The 17,366-nt window shown below is 66.0% G+C and carries 15 protein-coding genes and 2 pseudogenes; 6 read left to right on the plus strand and 11 right to left on the minus strand.

The genetic code is table 11. From position 1 onward, the window contains the following. Window positions 1-24: 24 nt before the first annotated feature. Entirely contained in the window at window positions 25-627 is a 603-nt protein-coding gene (locus tag ASL10_RS02425; RefSeq protein WP_056043996.1) for a TetR/AcrR family transcriptional regulator, read from the minus strand. A gap of 108 nt (window positions 628-735) precedes the next feature. Between ASL10_RS02425 and ASL10_RS02430 the strand changes: the two genes are divergently transcribed. Next, window positions 736-1,446, plus strand: coding sequence for an SDR family oxidoreductase (locus ASL10_RS02430; RefSeq protein WP_056043999.1), 711 nt, complete (start codon window positions 736-738; stop codon window positions 1,444-1,446). Window positions 1,447-1,510: 64 nt separating this feature from the next. On the opposite strand, the pseudogene ASL10_RS02435 reads toward ASL10_RS02430, so the two are convergent. Further along, window positions 1,511-2,293: pseudogene (locus ASL10_RS02435) on the minus strand (NADPH-dependent F420 reductase); the annotation flags it as partial. 47 nt (window positions 2,294-2,340) lie between these two features. On the opposite strand from ASL10_RS02435, the gene ASL10_RS02440 reads away from it, so the two are divergent. Next, window positions 2,341-2,730 (plus strand): MerR family transcriptional regulator, encoded by a 390-nt coding sequence (locus ASL10_RS02440; RefSeq protein WP_056044002.1) that lies wholly within the window; start codon window positions 2,341-2,343, stop codon window positions 2,728-2,730. Window positions 2,731-2,813: 83 nt separating this feature from the next. Here the strand turns inward: ASL10_RS02440 and ASL10_RS02445 are convergent, their stop codons facing one another. Next, entirely contained in the window at window positions 2,814-3,332 is a 519-nt protein-coding gene (locus ASL10_RS02445) for a MaoC family dehydratase (protein ID WP_056044005.1), read from the minus strand. Between the two features lie 64 nt (window positions 3,333-3,396). Here ASL10_RS02445 and ASL10_RS02450 point away from each other — a divergent pair, with 64 nt between their 5' ends. After that, window positions 3,397-3,741 (plus strand): DUF2200 domain-containing protein, encoded by a 345-nt coding sequence (locus tag ASL10_RS02450; RefSeq protein ID WP_056044565.1) that lies wholly within the window; start codon window positions 3,397-3,399, stop codon window positions 3,739-3,741. Between the two features lie 50 nt (window positions 3,742-3,791). Here ASL10_RS02450 and ASL10_RS02455 read toward each other — a convergent pair whose 3' ends face one another. Then, window positions 3,792-5,003, minus strand: a complete 1,212-nt coding sequence (locus tag ASL10_RS02455) for an MFS transporter (protein WP_056044567.1) — start codon at window positions 5,001-5,003, stop codon at window positions 3,792-3,794. A gap of 77 nt (window positions 5,004-5,080) precedes the next feature. Then, a complete protein-coding gene (locus ASL10_RS02460) occupies window positions 5,081-5,968 on the minus strand; it encodes a helix-turn-helix transcriptional regulator (RefSeq protein WP_056044007.1) in 888 nt (295 codons plus the stop codon). 157 nt (window positions 5,969-6,125) lie between these two features. Between ASL10_RS02460 and ASL10_RS02465 the strand changes: the two genes are divergently transcribed. After that, entirely contained in the window at window positions 6,126-6,536 is a 411-nt protein-coding gene (locus tag ASL10_RS02465) for a hypothetical protein (RefSeq protein WP_056044009.1), read from the plus strand. Between the two features lie 87 nt (window positions 6,537-6,623). Here ASL10_RS02465 and ASL10_RS02470 read toward each other — a convergent pair whose 3' ends face one another. Both ASL10_RS02470 and ASL10_RS15430 read right to left on the minus strand, forming a co-directional pair. Beyond that, complete coding sequence (locus ASL10_RS02470; RefSeq protein WP_056044012.1) at window positions 6,624-7,118, minus strand: hypothetical protein; 495 nt, start codon at window positions 7,116-7,118, stop codon at window positions 6,624-6,626. Window positions 7,119-8,006: 888 nt separating this feature from the next. Then, a pseudogene (locus tag ASL10_RS15430) lies at window positions 8,007-8,311 on the minus strand (recombinase family protein); the annotation flags it as partial. A 557-nt stretch (window positions 8,312-8,868) separates the two neighbouring features. Between ASL10_RS15430 and ASL10_RS02475 the strand changes: the two are divergent. Next, window positions 8,869-9,702, plus strand: coding sequence for a hypothetical protein (locus ASL10_RS02475; protein ID WP_157485189.1), 834 nt, complete (start codon window positions 8,869-8,871; stop codon window positions 9,700-9,702). A gap of 299 nt (window positions 9,703-10,001) precedes the next feature. On the opposite strand, the gene ASL10_RS02480 is transcribed toward ASL10_RS02475, so the two are convergent. From ASL10_RS02480 to ASL10_RS02490, 4 genes are all read right to left on the minus strand, one after another. Beyond that, window positions 10,002-10,739, minus strand: coding sequence for a hypothetical protein (locus tag ASL10_RS02480; protein WP_157485190.1), 738 nt, complete (start codon window positions 10,737-10,739; stop codon window positions 10,002-10,004). Window positions 10,740-11,291: 552 nt separating this feature from the next. Next, entirely contained in the window at window positions 11,292-12,593 is a 1,302-nt protein-coding gene (locus ASL10_RS15830) for a hypothetical protein (RefSeq protein WP_157485191.1), read from the minus strand. Window positions 12,594-12,904: 311 nt separating this feature from the next. Then, complete coding sequence (locus ASL10_RS16460; RefSeq protein ID WP_157485192.1) at window positions 12,905-13,228, minus strand: hypothetical protein; 324 nt, start codon at window positions 13,226-13,228, stop codon at window positions 12,905-12,907. 30 nt (window positions 13,229-13,258) lie between these two features. Next, the gene (locus ASL10_RS02490) at window positions 13,259-15,880 is read right to left on the minus strand and encodes an RHS repeat domain-containing protein (protein ID WP_056044023.1); all 2,622 of its coding nucleotides are present in this window, start codon (window positions 15,878-15,880) and stop codon (window positions 13,259-13,261) included. A 214-nt stretch (window positions 15,881-16,094) separates the two neighbouring features. Here ASL10_RS02490 and ASL10_RS15435 point away from each other — a divergent pair, with 214 nt between their 5' ends. Then, entirely contained in the window at window positions 16,095-17,339 is a 1,245-nt protein-coding gene (locus tag ASL10_RS15435; RefSeq protein WP_255350771.1) for a helix-turn-helix domain-containing protein, read from the plus strand. Window positions 17,340-17,366 lie beyond the last annotated feature (27 nt).

The following is a 17,366-nucleotide window of genomic DNA, read 5'->3' on the forward strand; positions in this document are numbered from 1 at the left end:
GGGCGACGAACCCGCCAGCGCCCGTCAGCGCGGCAGGATCACCTCGAGCTGGCGCCGCACCCCCGCGACGATCTCGTCGTCCGGCACGGATTCGTCGACCGCCGACGACATCGCGAGCATCATCACGGCCGACACGACGTGCGCGAACGCGGCCGCGTCGGAGGGCGTCGCCGAGGTGAGGCGCGCGACGATCCCGGCCACCGCCTCCTCGGTCCTGGCCACGATCGCGAGCGCCTCGGCGTGGTGCGGCTCGGTCGCGTCGCCGAACGTCATCTCGCGCAGGTAGGTGCGGCCGTTCTCGACCTGGGCCCGGTTGCAGTGCACGATCGGCTCGAGGACGGCGACGACCGCGTCCAGGGCGGTCGAGGCGGACGAGGAGGCGCGGATCCCCTCGTCGAGGGAGCGCGCGTACGCCGCGTTCTGCGCGAGCAGCAACAGCTCGCCCTTCGTGCGGGCGTACAGGAACAACGTGCCGGCGCCGACGTCGGCCGCCTCGGCGATCTGCTGCGTCGTCACCTCGTCGACCCCGTGTCGGCTGAACAGGTCGGACGCGGCCCGCGTGATGCGCTCGAGCTTCTCCTGCTTGTTGCGCTCGCGCCGGCCGAGCGGCGGGGCTGACGACGTCATTCGGATCTCCCGGAATAGAAACTGACTGAACTCAATTATGACATGAGTCACCTATGGCGACTCGGTCTCGAGCCGCCTCATCCTCGCACCACCCCGGAAGGAACACCCATGACCGACATCACCGGCTCCGTCGTCCTCGTCACCGGAGCGAACGGGGGCATCGGCACCCGTTTCGTCGAGGCCGCCCTCGCCCGCGGCGCCGCGAAGGTCTACGCCACGGCCCGCACCCCGCGCACCTGGGACGACGAGCGCGTCGTGCCCCTCACCCTCGACGTGACCGACCCGGCCTCGATCGCCGCCGTCGTCGAGGCGGCGCCCGACGTCACCGTGCTGGTCAACAACGCCGGTGCGAGCACCCCCACGCCCGGCATCCTCAGCCACACCGACGACGAGATCCGCGCCAACGTCGAGACCAACTTCCTCGGGCCGCTGTTCCTCGCCCGGGCCTACGCGCCGCTCCTCTCGGCGCACGGCGGCGGCACGGCCATCGTCGACATCCACTCGGCGCTGTCGTGGTTCGCCGTCGCGGGCATCTACTCGGCGACGAAGGCCGCGCTGTGGTCGGCCACGAACTCGCTGCGCCTCGAGCTGCAGCCCGCGGGCGTGCAGGTCGTCGGCGTGCACGTGGGCTACGTCGACACCGCGATGGCCGCGGGCGTCACGGACCCGAAGACCGACCCGGCGACCCTGGTCGCCGACGTGCTCGACGCCCTCGAGGCCGGCGAGCACGAGGTCCTCGCCGACGAGACCTCGCGCCAGGTGAAGGCCGGCCTGTCGGCGCCGCTCGAGGCGCTCTACCCGCAGCTCGCCGCGCGCTGACCGGTGACGTCGAGGAGGCGCGGTGCCGGCCCGACCGGCACCGCGCCTCCTGCGCTCGGTCGCGTCAGCTGTAGCAGGCGCGGTTGATCGCCACGAGGAACGGCCCGTCGACGGTGCCGCCGGCCTCGACGTAGCCGCCGATGACCTCCATCGCGAGGTCACGGCGCTGCGGGACGCGCCCCTTCTCGGCGGCGGCGAGCCACCCGGGCATCTCGGTACGCGTGCGGTCGGTGCAGTAGACGGGCGAGCCGGGCTGCTGGCGCCACGACTCGGCGAGGGCCCCGGCGTCGACGGCGTCGAACCCGGTCTGCTCGACGAGCTGCATGGCCACGGCGCGGTCGGCGTCGCGGTCGGCGGCCACGGGGATGGCGACGCGGGCGGGGTCGCCGGGCTCGGTGGCCTTCGCGTCGAACGACTGCGAGATGATCGCGTTCCACGCCTTGGCGATCGGGCGTCCGAACAGCTCGGACAGCCAGACGCTCTCGGGGACGCCCTGCTCGAAGTCGTGCATCGAGCCGTCACGCATCGGGTAGTAGTTCGACGTGTCGACGACGACCGCGCCCTCGGGGGCCGAGCGGACGTGCTCGGCGATGTCGGCGTTGCGGTTCATCGGCACCGAGACGATCAGGACGTCGACGCCCCGGGCGACCTCGGCGGCGTCCACGGCGCGGGCGCCGGTGCGGAGGGCCGCCTCGTCGATCGTCTCGGGGCCGCGCGAGTTCGCGATGGCGACGTCGTGCCCGTGGCGGGCGAGGCGGCGGGCGATGGTGGAACCGATGGAGCCGGCCCCGATGATCCCGATCGTCAGGTGTGCTCGTTCTTCTTCTCGTACGTCAGACATGCCTCCAGCATGAACGTTGCCATTAGTGTGAAGGTCAAGTCGGAGGAGGACTCGTGCGCATCGGTGAGCTGTCGACGAGGACGGGCGTCCCGTCGCGGATGCTCCGCTACTACGAAGAGCAAGGCCTCATCACCCCGACCCGACTGGCGAACGGCTACCGCGACTACGACGAGCGCCTCGTCGACCGGGTGGGCAAGATCCGCGGCCTGATCGACGCGGGCATCCCCACGCGCATCGTGACGGACATCCTGCCCTGCCTCGGCCAGCCACAGACGATCGTCGTCGAGAACGCCGAACCGGGGCTCGTCGAGCTGCTCGAGACCGAGCGCGACCGGATGACCGAGAAGATCGAGTTCCTCACCCACAACCGCGACGCGCTCACGAGCTACCTGGGAGCCCTCGAGGCAGCCGGCGTCAGGCGTCCGGAGACCCGGGCCGGGTGATCCGGGCCGGGTGACCCGGGCTCTGTCGCGGGCAGGCCGGGGCCAGCTGGTCGCCGGCCGGGGTCAGCTGGTTGCAGGCCGGGTCAGCCGGCGGCGGGGCGGACCAGGATCAGGTTCGTCATGGCCTGCGTCATCACGGTCCGGTCGTGCTGGTCGATGAGTTCGATGCGGGTGCGGACCACTCCCCGGTCGGGACGGGAGGCCGAGGGGCGGGCGTCGACGACGGTGAACCGGGCGCGGAGCACGTCGCCGGGGCGGACGGGAGCCGACCAGCGCAACTCGTCGACGCCGGGCGACGCGACGCTGGCGCCCTGGTTGAGGTAGGACGCCACCATCAGGCGCATCATCATGGCGGTGGTGTGCCAGCCGCTGGCCACGAGTCCGCCGAGGGGCGTCGCCTCGGCCCGTTCGGCGTCGACGTGCATGTCGTGCGGATCGAACCGGCGGCCGAAGTCGACGATCTCGTCCGCCGTGACGCGGTACGAGCCGTGCTCCAGCGTGAGGCCGGGCACGTAGTCGTCGAGGAAGCGGTCGGCGAGCCGATGCGCGAAGGGCGAGGTGTCGTCGGCCGCGGCTGCGGTCCCGTCCGGTTCGTAGGGCACGCCTTCACCCTAGGTCGGCCGAGGAGGCGCAGTGTCGGTCGACCGGTCCGCGTACGATTCCGGCATGAGCCGCTTGGACGACATGCCGTTCGCCAGGGTCTATCCCCTGTACGTGGCCAAGGTCGAGCGCAAGGGCCACACGAAGGCCGAGGTCGACCAGGTCGTGACCTGGCTGACCGGTTACGACCAGGGAGAGATCGACCAGCACGTCGCCGACGGCACCACGTTCCGCGACTTCTTCGCGGCCGCCGACCTCAACCCCCGGGCCTCGCTCGTGACGGGCGTCATCTGCGGCGTCCGCATCGAGGCCCTCGACGACGAGCTGACCGCGAACATCCGCCGTCTCGACAAGCTCGTGGATGAGGTCGCACGCGGCCGCCCGATGGCGAAGGTGCTGCGGGAGGGGTGAGGCGTCGCACCGCGGGGTGATCCTTCGGCTGGGACGCCGAGACCGGCCGATCACAGCCCGGCCGGGAACGCGTTGCGCCGCCCGTACACCGTCAGCGAGAACGCCACGACCCCGAACCCGATCATCACCACGGGCAGCACGAGCCCGTCCGCCACGGTCAGCAGGGCGGCGCCGACGATCCCCGCGAAGAAGATCGCCACGTTGAACGCCACCGGCAGGAAGGCGTTCGCGACGTCGGCGTTGTCGCCGCCGACGGTGGTGAGCGCGGCCTGCAGCTGGGCCGACGCGCCGCCGAACGTGACGCCCCAGAGCACCGCGGCGACGACCACCACCGGCACCGAGGCGTGCCCGACGAGCAGGATCACCCCGGCGACGACGAACAGCGCGACGCTGCCGTGCAGCAGCGCCCGCGGGTGCCGGTCGAGCAGCGCCCCGGTGACGACGATCCCGCCGATCGAGGCGATGCCGTAGATCAGCAGCGTGACGTCGACGCCGAGCCCCGACCCACCGGCCCGCAGGTACGGCGAGACGTAGGTGTAGATCGTGTTGTGGGCGAGCATCCACGCGGCGATGACGGCCAGGATCACGGCGATCCCCGGGATGCGGAACACCCGCCCGAGCGAGAGCCGTGCCCCCGCCGGTGCCGGTGCCGCGTCCGGGACGATGCTCGCCACGAGCGCGAAGACGACGACCCCGAGCAGGGTCAGCCCGCCGAACGACCACCGCCAGTCGAAGGCCGTCCCGAGCCACGAGCCCAGCGGCGTCCCGAACGCGAACCCGACGGGCGCACCCGCCGAGACGAGCGCGAGCGACAGTCCGGCACGGTCGGGCGGGCTGATCCGGCGTCCGTAGGCCGCGAGCATGCCCCAGATCACGCCCGAGAACGCACCGGCCGCGAACCGCGACACGAGGGCGAGGGCGATGACGGGAGAGAGCGCCGTCACCGTGTTCGCGACGACCAGGCCGGTGATCGCGAGCAGGAGGAGCGGCTTGCGACGCATCCCCCGGGTGAGCGTGATGGCCGGCACGGTCGCGACCACGGTGCCGAGTGCGTAGGCGCTGATGAGCAGTCCCACGGCGCCCTCGCTCGTGTCGAGGCCGTCCGCGATGACGGGCAGCAGGCCGGCCGGCATCGTCTCCATCGCGACGAGGATGAACCCCATCGTCGCCAGGACGACGAGCGAGAACACCGGCAGCCGTTCGGCGGGCCCTGCGGCGAGGGAGGCGCGGTGAGCGCGGGTGGGGACGGGCGCTGTCGACATGGTGAGGTCCTTTCGGGCGCGGGGAGGCGCCTCCTGGGGGTGAGCCCAGTGGTGCGGGAGGAAGAAGGAGGCGCGGGTCAGGCGACCGGGTCGGCGGACCGGGCGCGTTCGACGACGTCCTCGGTCGCCGCCCACGTGGCGAGGAGGCGCAGCCCTTCGTCGGACGCGGAGCCCGGGACGGCCGTGTAGACGGTGAGCGAGTGCCCGGGGGTGTCCTGGAGTTCCATCACCTGGAAGTCCAGCTCGAGCAGGCCCACGACCGGGTGCCGGAACTCCTTGGCGCCGGTGTAGTGGCGGCGGACGTCGTGGGCGGCCCAGCGGGCGCGGAACTCGTCGCTGCGGATGGACAGTTCGCCGACGAGGGCGGTGATGCCGGGGTCGTGGGGGTTGCGGCCAGCGTCGCGTCGGAGGATGGCGACGTTGACGGCGGCCGCGCGCTCCCAGTCGGGGTAGAAGTCGTGGGCGCCGGGGTCGAGGAAGATGTAGCGCGAGTGGTTGGCGGGGCGCAGGGTGCTGCGGTACATGTCGGAGTACAGGGCGAAGCCGAGGGCGTTGGCCGCGACGAGGTCCATGCGGGTGTTGGTGACCATGGCGACGGCGCCGGTCATGGCGTCGAGCATGTGTTGCACCGGGGACTGGGCGATCTTCTGTCCGCTGGTGACCGGGGGCTTGCGGCGGGAGGGGACGGAGGCGCGGGCGAGGTCGTAGAGGTGGTCGGTCTCGGCCTGGTCCAGGCCGAGGGCGTGGGCGATGGCGTCGAGGACGCTGTCGGAGACGCCTCCGAGGTTGCCGCGTTCGAGACGGGTGTAGTAGTCGACGCTGACGCCGGCGAGGCGGGCGACCTCGTCGCGGCGGAGTCCGGGGACGCGTCGCTGGCCGCCGGCGCTGACGACGCCGGCCTGTTCGGGCGAGAGGCGTGCGCGGCGGGTGGCGAGGAAGTCGCGGACCTCGGCTCGGTTGTCCATGGCTTCGACCCTACGGTCGGCGGTTCGGAGCAACCAGGCCCTGTCGGGGCCAGGTTCGGCGGGGCCTGGGGGGGTCGCGAAGTCGCCGTGGTCGTGACGCTCGCTCAGTACCTCGATAGGGTCGTGACACCAGCACCACTCGACGACGGGGACCGAGATGACTGACGGACACGACCACGACGGGCAGCAGGGGCAGCAGTACGGCGGGCCGCAGGACGGGGGCCAGCAGTACGGCGGCGTGCCGCAGGCGCCCGGGGCCGGGCCTGAGGGAGGGGCGGCCCAGCGTCCGTCGCGGGGGTTCGAGATCGCCGGTTTCGTGCTGTCGTTCTTCGGCTTCTTGGCGATCGCCGGCCTCATCATCAGCACGATCTCGTTCCGCCGCCTCGGCCGAGCCGGTCAGCCCCGAGGCCTCTCGCTGGCCGGCATCATCATCTCGATCGTGGTGCTGCTGCTCACCCTCGCGTTCATCGTCGCGGCCATCGTCGGGGCCACGACCCTCCTCGAGACCTGCGGGGACCTCGGCCCGGGCACCCACGTCGTCGACGGAGTCACCTACACCTGCAGCTGAGTTGCGCCGGCGGACCTGCGAGGACGCGGTGCGGCTCGCCCTGACGGCCTCCGCTGCCCGCCCGGCAGGAGGCTTGCGTCGGCGCGCTTACTGCTTTTCGAGACGGACGGTCGTCGTGGTGCCCATCAAGCTGGCTTTGTAGCTGAGCTCGCCGCCGTCGACGGTGAACTCCTTCGTGTCGTCGGTCGAGGCGAGCATGGCCGAGTCAGTCGCGGCAGCGTCTCGGGCCGAGGACCACGTGTAAGGCGACGCGTCGTCGGTGGGAGGCGTAAAGGTGCCGACCCAGTAGATCGACTCGGTGTCGCCACCGTCGCTGACCCAGTTGATCGAGATGGTGTCGCCTGTGATGGTCGCCGCTTGGTACGCGTCTTCGCTGCCCGAGTTGGTCTGCTTCCACGACCCGGTCAGGTCCGGCACCGGAGCCGCTTCGGGTGTGGCCTCGGCGGAGGCGGCGCTCGTCGCAGACGAGCCGCTCGCTTGCCCTGTCTCGCCTGCGTCCAAGGGTGCGGGGCTGCTGCAGCCGGCGAGCGCCAGAGCGGAGACGAGAGTGAGCGGTGCGAGTGCGGCGATGAGCTTCTGCATGATGACGCCATGCTCCCAGACTTCCTGACGATGCCTCACCGCCCGTCAGCCCACCGACTCGGTGTCAGAGGGGGGCGAGCAGAGCGGTGCAAGCGCCGATGCAGCTGTGGTCGTCCATGTCGGGGCGTGCTGAGCGCACCCGCCGGCGCACGAGCGGCAGACGGCGAGGCCGGCCTCGATGACGGCGCGGGTGACGGCCGCGGTGGCCGGGCTGGTGCGCTAGGGGACAGAGAAAGTGGGAGCAGTTCAGGTCTGCTCGCACGCAGTCGGACATCACTGTTGGAATCACCTTTCGCGACTTCTTCGGGCTGTAGATCTCAACCCCTAGGCGTCACTCTTAACCGGTGTCATCTACGGCGTCCACATCGAGAACGTCAACTGCTAGCTGACCGCCACCATCCGCCGCCTCGACAAGCTCGCAGCCGGGATCGCAGGAAAATCACTGACAGCCTCGCTGTTGCGGGCGGAGCAGCAGTGGACCACATCAAGGCCCCTCACCGCTCACGCTCACGCTCACGTCTGCTCAGAGTCCACCTCGACTCATAATCTCGATTATCTCAACGCGCTAACTTGAACGCTCCTCACGAGCGTCACCGCGTACACATGTTCCTCAAACCCGGCTGGCGTGGTCGTTCAACTGAATGAGGTGAAACCGAGGACCGCGGCACGGCCCCTGCGTGTGAGCCGTACCACCCACCGTCGGTCAAAGGTTCTTGTGAAACCAGTCGCTCGTTGCCCTACGCAGCCCGCGCCATGCAGCAACGCTAGTCAGCTCAACGACGAGCAGCTTGTCGTTTTCGTCCAAGAACGCGCCCGCAGCATCACGAATCTCCTTCGCGCCCTTATCGCTTACGATCAGCCACGCGCTCTGCAGCGATTGCGAGTACCAGGGTCGGTGGGGTCGTAGACCGCTCCCCGAGGTTCAGGGCTACGCCCTTTTTCGTCAGCTCGTCCGCGATGTCGGTGGCGTCGCGCAGTGAGGGGGCGAACCGGTCGAGCTTGGTGACGACGAGCACGTCGCCTGCGCGGCAGGCTGCCAGTGCCTCCCGGAGTCCCGGCCGGGCTCGAGTCGTGCCCGACAACCCGTGGTCAACATGCACGTGTTGATCGTCAACACCCAGTGCTGCAAGACCGTCACGCTGTGCTGCGAGATCTTGTCCCGAAGTCGAGACGCGGGCGGATCCGACGAGCATCCGACGAATGAAGCGTTTAAACCCCCATGACCAGGCAATTTTGCGAGACAGGCATACACGAATCCGTAGGCCAGACGCTCCTTGGCCTCAGGCGACCAAGAGCATCTCGAGAACGTGTCCCGATGAACTTCCGCCTATCGGACGCCACTCTGATTACCGTCCAAAAACCCAAACTGGTTCAAAATGTCGCTTCAGACCACTCGGAGGTGGCGGCACGGCGATCTGGGCGCCGAGAACTCGCAAGAGTCAACTGGACCTGTAGCAGTCCCTCGTGTGTTGCCCGTATCTATGTCACCGGCATGATGGGATCACAAATGGCGCACCGTGGGCTCAGGAATCCTGCGCGGCAATAGCCGAGGTCGTGCCACGGCCCGGGAGGGAAGCTTCAAGTGTTCGGGTCTCGTCGAATGAGAAAGCGCGCCGTGGAGGCGGTCGGAGCAGACGTGCGGGCCCTACGCGCGTCAGTCGATGCTTTTGCCCGTGACCAAGAGATTGACGCCGGTGTCGCGACGAGTCGACGTTGGGCGTTCGTATGGGTCGGAGGTATCCTCGCGTGCTTGTTCACGGCCGCGAGCATCGGGCTCGTTGTGGTGGCTCTACCCGCCTCGCCTACCGCCCCTGATCCTGGCCGAATCGGTGTAGTGATGCCCCAGTATCCGGACGGGACCGTGCAGGTGCATGCGTCGTTCAGCGGCGTGCTGGACTCGAAGGCGCACTTCAAACTGATCGTGAGCGTGTTGCCGTCCTCGGAGGCGGAGGCGGAGGCCAGCCAGACATCGGTCGGCGTCTTCTTCTGTGGCGCGATCCGCGAGGGTCTTGTACTCGAGCAAGTCAACACGAGCGAGACTCCGACAACAGCGCCAGTAGAGCCGGATGTACTCGAGTTCGATACCCGACTCGGGTACCGAACCGAGTGCGACTTCGTGAGGGTTTCTAGCGACACCTGGCAAGTTGCGCTGTACGGCACATCGGACCTCGCGTTGGCCACTACGGCTGGTGAAAGAGTTGTCTACGCTTTGCCTGGCGTGACGACATCGACTATAGAAGAAAACGTCAATGGCGAGCTGATGCGCCCCGTCCTGCACGACACGACGCTCCAAGTCGAAATGACTGAAGTTTCGTCCGACCTCACCGTCACCGCGTCCGCTCCGCAGATCCCGGCGGCGGGGGTCCTCGCCTGGTCGTTTGCGGACATTCGGGGGGTCAACGCACCGAGTGAGTATCGCGTCTCAGGCACCTTGGCCGATCGTGAGAACAGCTCGCAGGCGTTCCTGTTCATGGCTGGCGCGCTAATCGGACTTGCGGGGGCCGCGCTCCTCTGGGCAATCGAGGGGATCGTCGAGGTTGTTATCGCTCGACGGCGGACTCGTGCTGCAGCAGCGAGGGCGTAGCTTGTGTAGTTCTCCGCCATGCCTGTCGCTACCGCGTCGGTGAGGCGTTTTTTCTTCGCGACGACAGTGTTATCACTCAGAAGGTTCGTTATTCCAGCATAAACAGTATGCAAAAAAACACCTATGACCAGGGGTGTTTCTTGCTCGAACCTTGGCACGCTTCAGTGGATGCGATTCTGCCGTTTCTGTCCCCTGACCTCTGTTTAGAGATCGTAAGTCCAGTTAGGCGTCTGGGTATCGGTACGTGGTTTTACACACGCGCTACCTCTGTGAGATGTACCGAAGCCCAACATTTTGACTCAGAACCGCTCGGGGCGCCAACCTCCGAGATACTTGTCTGCGAGGTCCAGGACGTCGTCGTTGCCGAGCTCCTTCCGGACGCTGACCAAGGCCTCCTTCACCGCGTTTTCAGAGCCGAACAGCCCCACTACGACGTCCCAGACGAGACGGTCTTCCGTCTTGACCTTTCGTGAGCTCATCGACTGCGACCGGGCCGTCGATTTCGCCGATCGTAGAACTGACCGGATTAGGACCGGGTCCATTGCGGCGCTGAGAGGCGCCTCGTCGGTTGAGTCCCGCACGGCGTCGTAGATGCGCCACGCATCCCATTCGCGTTCGGGTTCTGCTGGCGGCGTTCCCTGAAGCCGGCTTACGAACTCGTCCTGTAGGTGCTGGGCGAACGCCTCGCTGACGAGCTTGAGGCCGGAGCCTTCGCGGTGGCCCATGATGTGGATGAAGTCGAGCTGAGAGGAGTATGTTTCGATACCTGTCAGAATCTCGGCGACCAAGGCTTCCCGATCGGCTTCGTTGTCAACCTTGCGAAGAAGGCGAAGGACTACCCGTCCTACCGTTAGCTCCGGGCGGCTGAGGTCGAATATGCCTGCGGTTTTCTTCTCGGGGATTCTGTCAATGAGATTCAAAAGCGTCCTCGACGCGGGAACAATCATCTCCGTCGTGAACTTTGTCTGGCGGCCAAACTCCAGCACTCGAATCGCGAAGGGGCCTACACGCGGTTCCGAAAGATCTTGCTCCTGCACTGTCGCAGAACGCTAGGTCCCCCGTGCCGAACGACCCCTACGCTATGCTGCTGCCGCGCGGCGTCCCCTCCATGGCACGCCGGCCACTGCGCCTGTTGCTGGCGGTTCAGCGAAGTCCTCGTCGATGATTTGCTCGAACCGCATAGTCGAGGGGTCGTCACCGGTTTCGAGCTTGGCAACGTGCTCATCAGGGGTTTGGAGCGACAGCGCGTGAGGCTTACGCGCCTGGTCGCCATGTGGGCAACCTGCGGTTGCCCACAACGTCTCACCGCGTTCCTGTTACCGCTGTTCTCCGTCGGCAAAGAAAAGAGCCCCGGAATCCCCGTAAGTACAGGGGTTCTCAGGGCTCTTTCCGTGGCGGCTAGTTAGCGACACCCGTCGATCGCTGTAGGAACGGGATTTATGCCCACGCATGAGCAGCTGTCGGCACAGGCAAGCGTGTCGCTTTGGCACACCTTGGACACCGAGCACATCGACTTCAGGCGCTGCCGCAGCGGCTTGCACCGTGGGAGCCAGCAACCAACGCCCGGGTCAAATCACTCCGGACTCCCGCTACCGTCCGGCACGGATTAACGTCGCGAGTACCGCCTCAGCACCCGAGGGACCCGACGGCGCGTACTGTTTCGAGAGCCATCGCAGCATGGCGCCGCCCGCGGCTCCAGCCGCACCGGCAAGAAGCGCCGTAGCCATCTCTGTCTGCGTCGCCGTGGCGGCTGCGGTACCAACGCCAACGAGTCCGTCGATTATGAAGTCTCCTCCGGCGGGCCGGAAGGACGAGCGCATCCGAGACCGGTCAAGTGATCGCTCCACATTGTGAACCTTTGCAAGCAGGGTCTCCTGCACTCGATCGTGGAGGGTAGCCGGATCATCGCCTGCCGACTCACGCTGCAGGCGCTGTAGTTGCAGCCGCCACTCCTCGAAGTCTTCCGATGACGCGCGCATAGCCACCGCCTCGGAAATGGGGAGGTCGGAAGTGGGGACAGCGACTCGACTGACCTCGCGAAGCATGGCCGCGGGATGCAGCCTGAACGCCTCGTTGTACTTGGCTCGCAACAGGCCAAGCGACGCGTCATTCACGGGCACGTACTGGGCACCTCCCGCGTTCGCGAGGGCGATGGTTTTCGCCAGGTAGTACAAGGGAGGGGCAAACTGCATGGGTGCGTCTGCTCGGACGACGGGGCGATCCGTCGTGATCTGCATTCCGCGGATGTTGTCCCAGATATGCAGCTCACTTTGGTTGGCGACGTCGAGGAATGCCTGGAGATTGGCATTTCTGGTGTCCAGTCGAACCGCAGTTGCTAGTTGCTGAGCGGTCTCACGAATGGTTGGCCACTGACTTCGTAAAACGACGATGCCTGCGCGGATGGGGCTCTCGAGTGAGTACACGTTGGCGACGATGGATGCAAAGCGTTCTGCAGCGCTTCCTTCGTCGGTACGGAGTCGCTCATAGGTGTCTTGGTCACGCCACATCCCCGGTCCGGTCTCCACAATGTCCGACTGGCCGTCGCGGCGGCGGTAACGGGTTCGCCACAGGGGAGGCAGGCCACGGCCGTCCGAGAAAAAGTCCGCGAGCGGGTCTATGACCAGGAGGCGCGGGTAGTACAACAGTGCATCGCTGAGATCACGTCGGAGCATCTGTTCACTCCAGAACGGACCTATCCACCCTCCAATAAGCGACGGACGCGGAACCCCATCCACTGGCGTTCCGTCCAGGTCGGGCTGGGCGTTCCAAAATTCCGTAAGGACGTCGCCCACGTCGTCAAGCTCAGCAATGGTCAACTTGGCGAGGGAACCGTCTCGAATGCGGTCGCCGAGAGCATTCTCAAGAGCATCAAGTACTGTCACAGGCTGCATGCGCAGGCATCCTTCTTCGTTCGGCGATGGTGAGCCGGGCCTTTGCAGGGGTACGAATGGTCCGCGTCGCTCCTCATCCCGGAGCGCCGTTCGAGTCGCCTCCGGCGACATAAGGGGGCCCTGGCACCGATCTAATCGTCGACGTCCGCGGACAAGGCCGACGATAGCTCTTGAGAGACGACCCCGCCCCACTCGTAGGCGCAAAGGCGATGGAAATCAATGATTCCTAAGCTTTGGGGCCGCATTACGAAAGCAAGGACCCTGCCGGCAGCAGGGTCCTTGCTTCACATGCGCCTTTCGCGCATTTACCCCTAAGCGGTTGCTCCGTGCGCCCCGATGATCATCAGACATACGGAAATGGCGAGTGAGGTCGTGACAAATGCTGCGACAGCAATGATGGTGGTCACGCGTCGCGGTGCTTTGTCGCCCCCTGTCATGTTCGCTCTCGCGTACAGCAACGCCAAGGCGGCTCCGAAGCCAATGCCCGTTCCCAGGCTCCAAGCCAAGCTTGGCACTTCAGCCCCAATGGATTGCCGCACGTAGAGCCCAAGGTTCAGCAGCCCAAAGAATCCGAAGAGGATGGTGGCGACAAGTAGCCCTCTTCGGAGCTGCGCCGCTGGCATTCGTTCTGACATTCGCAAACCTTCCCTTGCTCTTGGCTTTGCTCAGCAGTAGAGAGACGTAATGCCAAGGGCCAAGCCCGTGACGAGGCCGGCTCCCGCTGCCACAGCCGCCCCAGGTCCTGTGAAGGCCGCCAGTCCTGCGACAGACCACACGACGGTATTCGCGGTGCCAACGGCGAGAAGGGTGGCCGAGCAGCTGTTGGGGGCCTGACCCGTCAAGTCTGCCAGGTTGATTGGATCACCTGCCGCGAAGGCATACCTGTTCGCGCTCTCCGGTTCGAGGGGAGCGTCGAGGGTGTCCTGCTGAGTCCACGTGCCAGCAGTCGCGTCGTACCAACGAAGCCCGAATTTGACGAGGCCGGTTGCTCGGTCCTGGATGCCGGACTTGAAGGAGTAGGGATTTTGACCGGCTCCGCTTCCGGTGCCGCCGGCGGTCAGGGCACGGGCGCCGTAGGGGTCGTAGGCGTAGGAGAAGGAGTTGGTGGAGAAGTCCGTCAGTAGGCCGACAGGGTTGCCCAGGCCGTCCCAGACGTACAGAGCGGAGATGTCCGACGAGGTCGTCAGCATCAGGGCTTGTCCGGTGATGGGGTCCGAGTAGACGTGGGCGCCGGAGCTGCCGCCGGTGTACTTGACGATCGTGGGATTGCCGTTCTCGTCGGTCTTGCCGTAGGTGGCGTTGTAGCTGACCGCTGAAGGGACTGATTGGGACAGGATCGCCTTCTGGTCAACGCCTGCGTAGGTGTAAGTGCTGGTGACGCTGCCCTTGACAGCCTTGGTCATCTGCTGCGCCGCGTTGTACGTAAACGACGTCGTTGGGTTCGCCGTAAGATTCCCGGTCCCGTCGTAGGCGTACCCGGCAGAGGTGATCTGGTTCGCGGCGTTGTAGGTGAGGGTCTGCGACGACGGGGTGGCGCCGGTGACGATGGCGGTGAGGCGGTTGCCTCGGGCGTCGTAGGTGTAGGCGTACGTGTTGGCGCCCGTTCCGCCAGCCTGGGCGACCTGGGTCACGCGGCCCTGGGTGTCGTAGCTGTACGTGGTGACTTGGCCCGTGAGGTTGTCCCGGGACCACTGGATTTTCTGGCGGTCATTGACGGTGGCAGTGCCGCAGGTGGGGGCAGGGCTGGTGGTGTTGTAGCAGTAGGTGGTGTCGTAGACGGCGGTGTTGTTAGTGTCGCCCGATCCAGTCCATGCCTTGAGGTTGCTGACTCGGCCTGACGTGTCGTAGGCCGTAAGCTCCTTGCCGGCCCAGACGGTGTGCGCGGCGTTGGACTGCAGCCAGGTGCCCGTGCGGCGCCCGTTGGCATCGGTCTCGTAGACGATCTGACCGGTCTTGCCGCCCTTGGGGTAGGTCGTCGTAGTGAGGACGTTTGAGGCGTCGTAGGCGTTGGTGTAGGTGCCGAAAGAGTCAGTCTGGGTGCGCTGATTACCAGCCTTGTCGTAGGTGTAGCTAACAGTGCCGCCACCGGCAGTGTTGATCGTGGACAGCTGACGTCCGAGCTGATCGTAGGTGTTAGTGATCGTGCCGGTGTCGCTGACGCTCTTGGTGACCCGGCCGGCCTTGTCGTAGGTGTCGACCTGCGAAGGGCCACCGGTGATCTCAGTGCGGAGAAGGCGGTCGAGCTTGTCGTAGGTGTAGCGGGTGGTGTTCCCGCGGCCGTCGGTCTCGGAGGCCATTCGCCCGAAGGAGTCGTAGGTGTAAGCCTTCGCGCCAAGGCTGGTTCCAGTGACGGGGGTCATGCCGGTCAACTGGTGGTTGCTGTTGTAGCTGTAGACGGTCTTGTTGGCGCCGTTCCCGGGGGCAGTAGCGGTAGCCACGGTGCCGTCAGTGTTGTACGTCAGGTCAGCCTGGGCGCCGGAAGCTTCGGCGTTACTCAGCTGGTTTCCGGCACCGTTGTACGTCTGCAAGCTCTGGTTGCCAGCATCATCGGTGGTCGATGAGGGCAGGTAGGCCGTGGCATCGGTCGAGCCGTAGGTAGTGCTCGCCGATGCGCCTCCCGGGGAGGCGACCTTCGTGAGGGATTCGCCCGTGTTGGCGCCGTAGGTGCCGGTGGTCGTGCCGGAGGTGGCGGCACCGGCCTGGCCGACGGTCGAGGACTCTGTGTCGGCGTTACCGGTGTAGGTCGCTGAACGCTCACGCCCGGCAGGGTCGACAGCCTTCGTCACGACCTCCTGGGCCGGGTTGATCGTGTACGTCGTCCGGGGCACGGCGGTCACAGCTGCGGCCGCATCCGTGTTCGGACCCGCGACGAGGGTCTCAGTGGAGGAGGTATACGCCAGGCGGGTCGTCGAGGTGCCGGGCGAGCCTGCGGTGGTGTTCTGCTGATCGACACGGGTCACCGCATGAGCTGCGTCGTAGGAGAACGTCGTCACCGCACCCGTGGTCGAGGTGATCGAGGTGAGGTCCGTCCCGGAGTAAGCGAACGACGTCGTGTTGCCCTCAGCGTCGATGATCGAGGTCAGGTTCGACGACGAGTCCTTCTGGTACTTCACGCTCCTCGCGTTCGAGGCATCCCCGGTCTGGGTGGCGGTGAACTGCAGGGTGCTGGGGTTGTAGACCAACGCAGCGGTGCGCGTCCCGATCACGCCCGCGGTCGACACGAGCGACTCGGGCTGACCGGCGCTCGTGTAGGTGATCTTGGTGGCGTTCCCGTTGCGGTCGGCCACGCTCAAGGCCTTGCCGTCGGCGTCGAAGGTGACGACCTGACGGGAGGTGCGGTCCGTCAGGGCGCCGACGGTGTCACCTGGAACTTCGTTCCCGCTTCGGCAACGGCGTACACGTCACCTGCCGGGTTCAAGCAGGACCTCGTCAAGACGGCCACGGGGTACACCCCTTTACCCTGAGCATGCCGGGTACGGTTGCCGAAATGAATGGGGACACGTGACCTGGCCACCCGCTACTGAAGCAGACTTGCTTTCCGCCCTAGCCGCCGGCGACATAGCCGAATCGAATAACCTCGACGTGAAGACCCTCATCGGAGACTCGGACAGGTCGCGGAGAGATACCGCCAAGGATCTTGCTTCTTTCGCCGTAGATGGAGGCGCTCTCCTGATTGGCGTCCGAGAACACAAGGACACCCGCACCTTTGAGTGTTCACCCGTGGACCTGCACGATTCCCTCGAGCGAATTGAGCAGATCGCAGCAAACAGAATCGACCCACCTCTCGTTGTGCACCCCCGCGAGATCACGTCAGCTATTTCAGGCCTCGGCTATATCTGGGTCGACATACCAGCTAGCCCCGATGCCCCCCACATGGTTGACGGTCGGTATTACGGGCGAGGAGAGCGGACGAACCGATCTCTTCCTGACGCTGAGGTACTCCGCCTGCACCGCTTAAACGCCGGCTTCCAAATTTCTACGGCCGGGGCGCTTGATGCCCTGCAGTTGAAGGACCCCTACCTTCAGCCCGGCCGAACCGGAGCGGAAGGTCACCTTTCCCCGCCAGCCTTCGGTCATCTCTACTTAGTCGCCACCCCGAGACGCGCAAGCCCCCGACTGGCACAGGACCTGATCTGGGACCGCTACGAGGAGCTGTTCCCCCTTATCGGTCAAGCCGAGAAGTCGGTTCCCTCGGCGCTAAGAAATTATGGTCCGCACCTCCAGGGTTTCTCGCCTGAGGTTCGATCGTCATCCGTCGTTCTGACAAACTTGCTGCAAGATCCTTTGGAGTCCGAGGGCACCGAAAAATTCGGCATGGAGATTCATATTGGTATCGATGCGTCAGTAAGCATGATCATCACGCGCGTGAGCACGCCCGGCAACGAACGTGGTCCTGCCCGCCTTCTGGATGGTGTCGTCCTTGCAAACTCCTGGAGGTTCTTGGCTTGGGTAAGGGCTCTTTCTGACATGACGGGGTACCTCGGCACTTGGGACGTCGGCCTTCGAGGCTCCATGCTTAGGGGTCGCACGTCCCTGACCTTTGCTGGCTACACCAATGGCGCGTCGAGTAGGGCCTACGACGAGGACTCTTACGAGCAGTCCACCACCGCGGCGCCTCGCGATCTCGCGCAGCCAGCACTTTCCGTCCGACAATTGAGTGAGCCCCTGCTGCGCGGACTGAACTCCTGGGGATACTGGCTCGCACTATTGCCGGAACTCGGTGGGACGCGGAGCCCTCACCTATGAGACATCTCGAGACTGATTCGTAGGGCT

Origin of the sequence: Frigoribacterium sp. Leaf8, from assembly GCF_001421165.1 — a bacterium.
Lineage (GTDB): Bacteria > Actinomycetota > Actinomycetes > Actinomycetales > Microbacteriaceae > Frigoribacterium.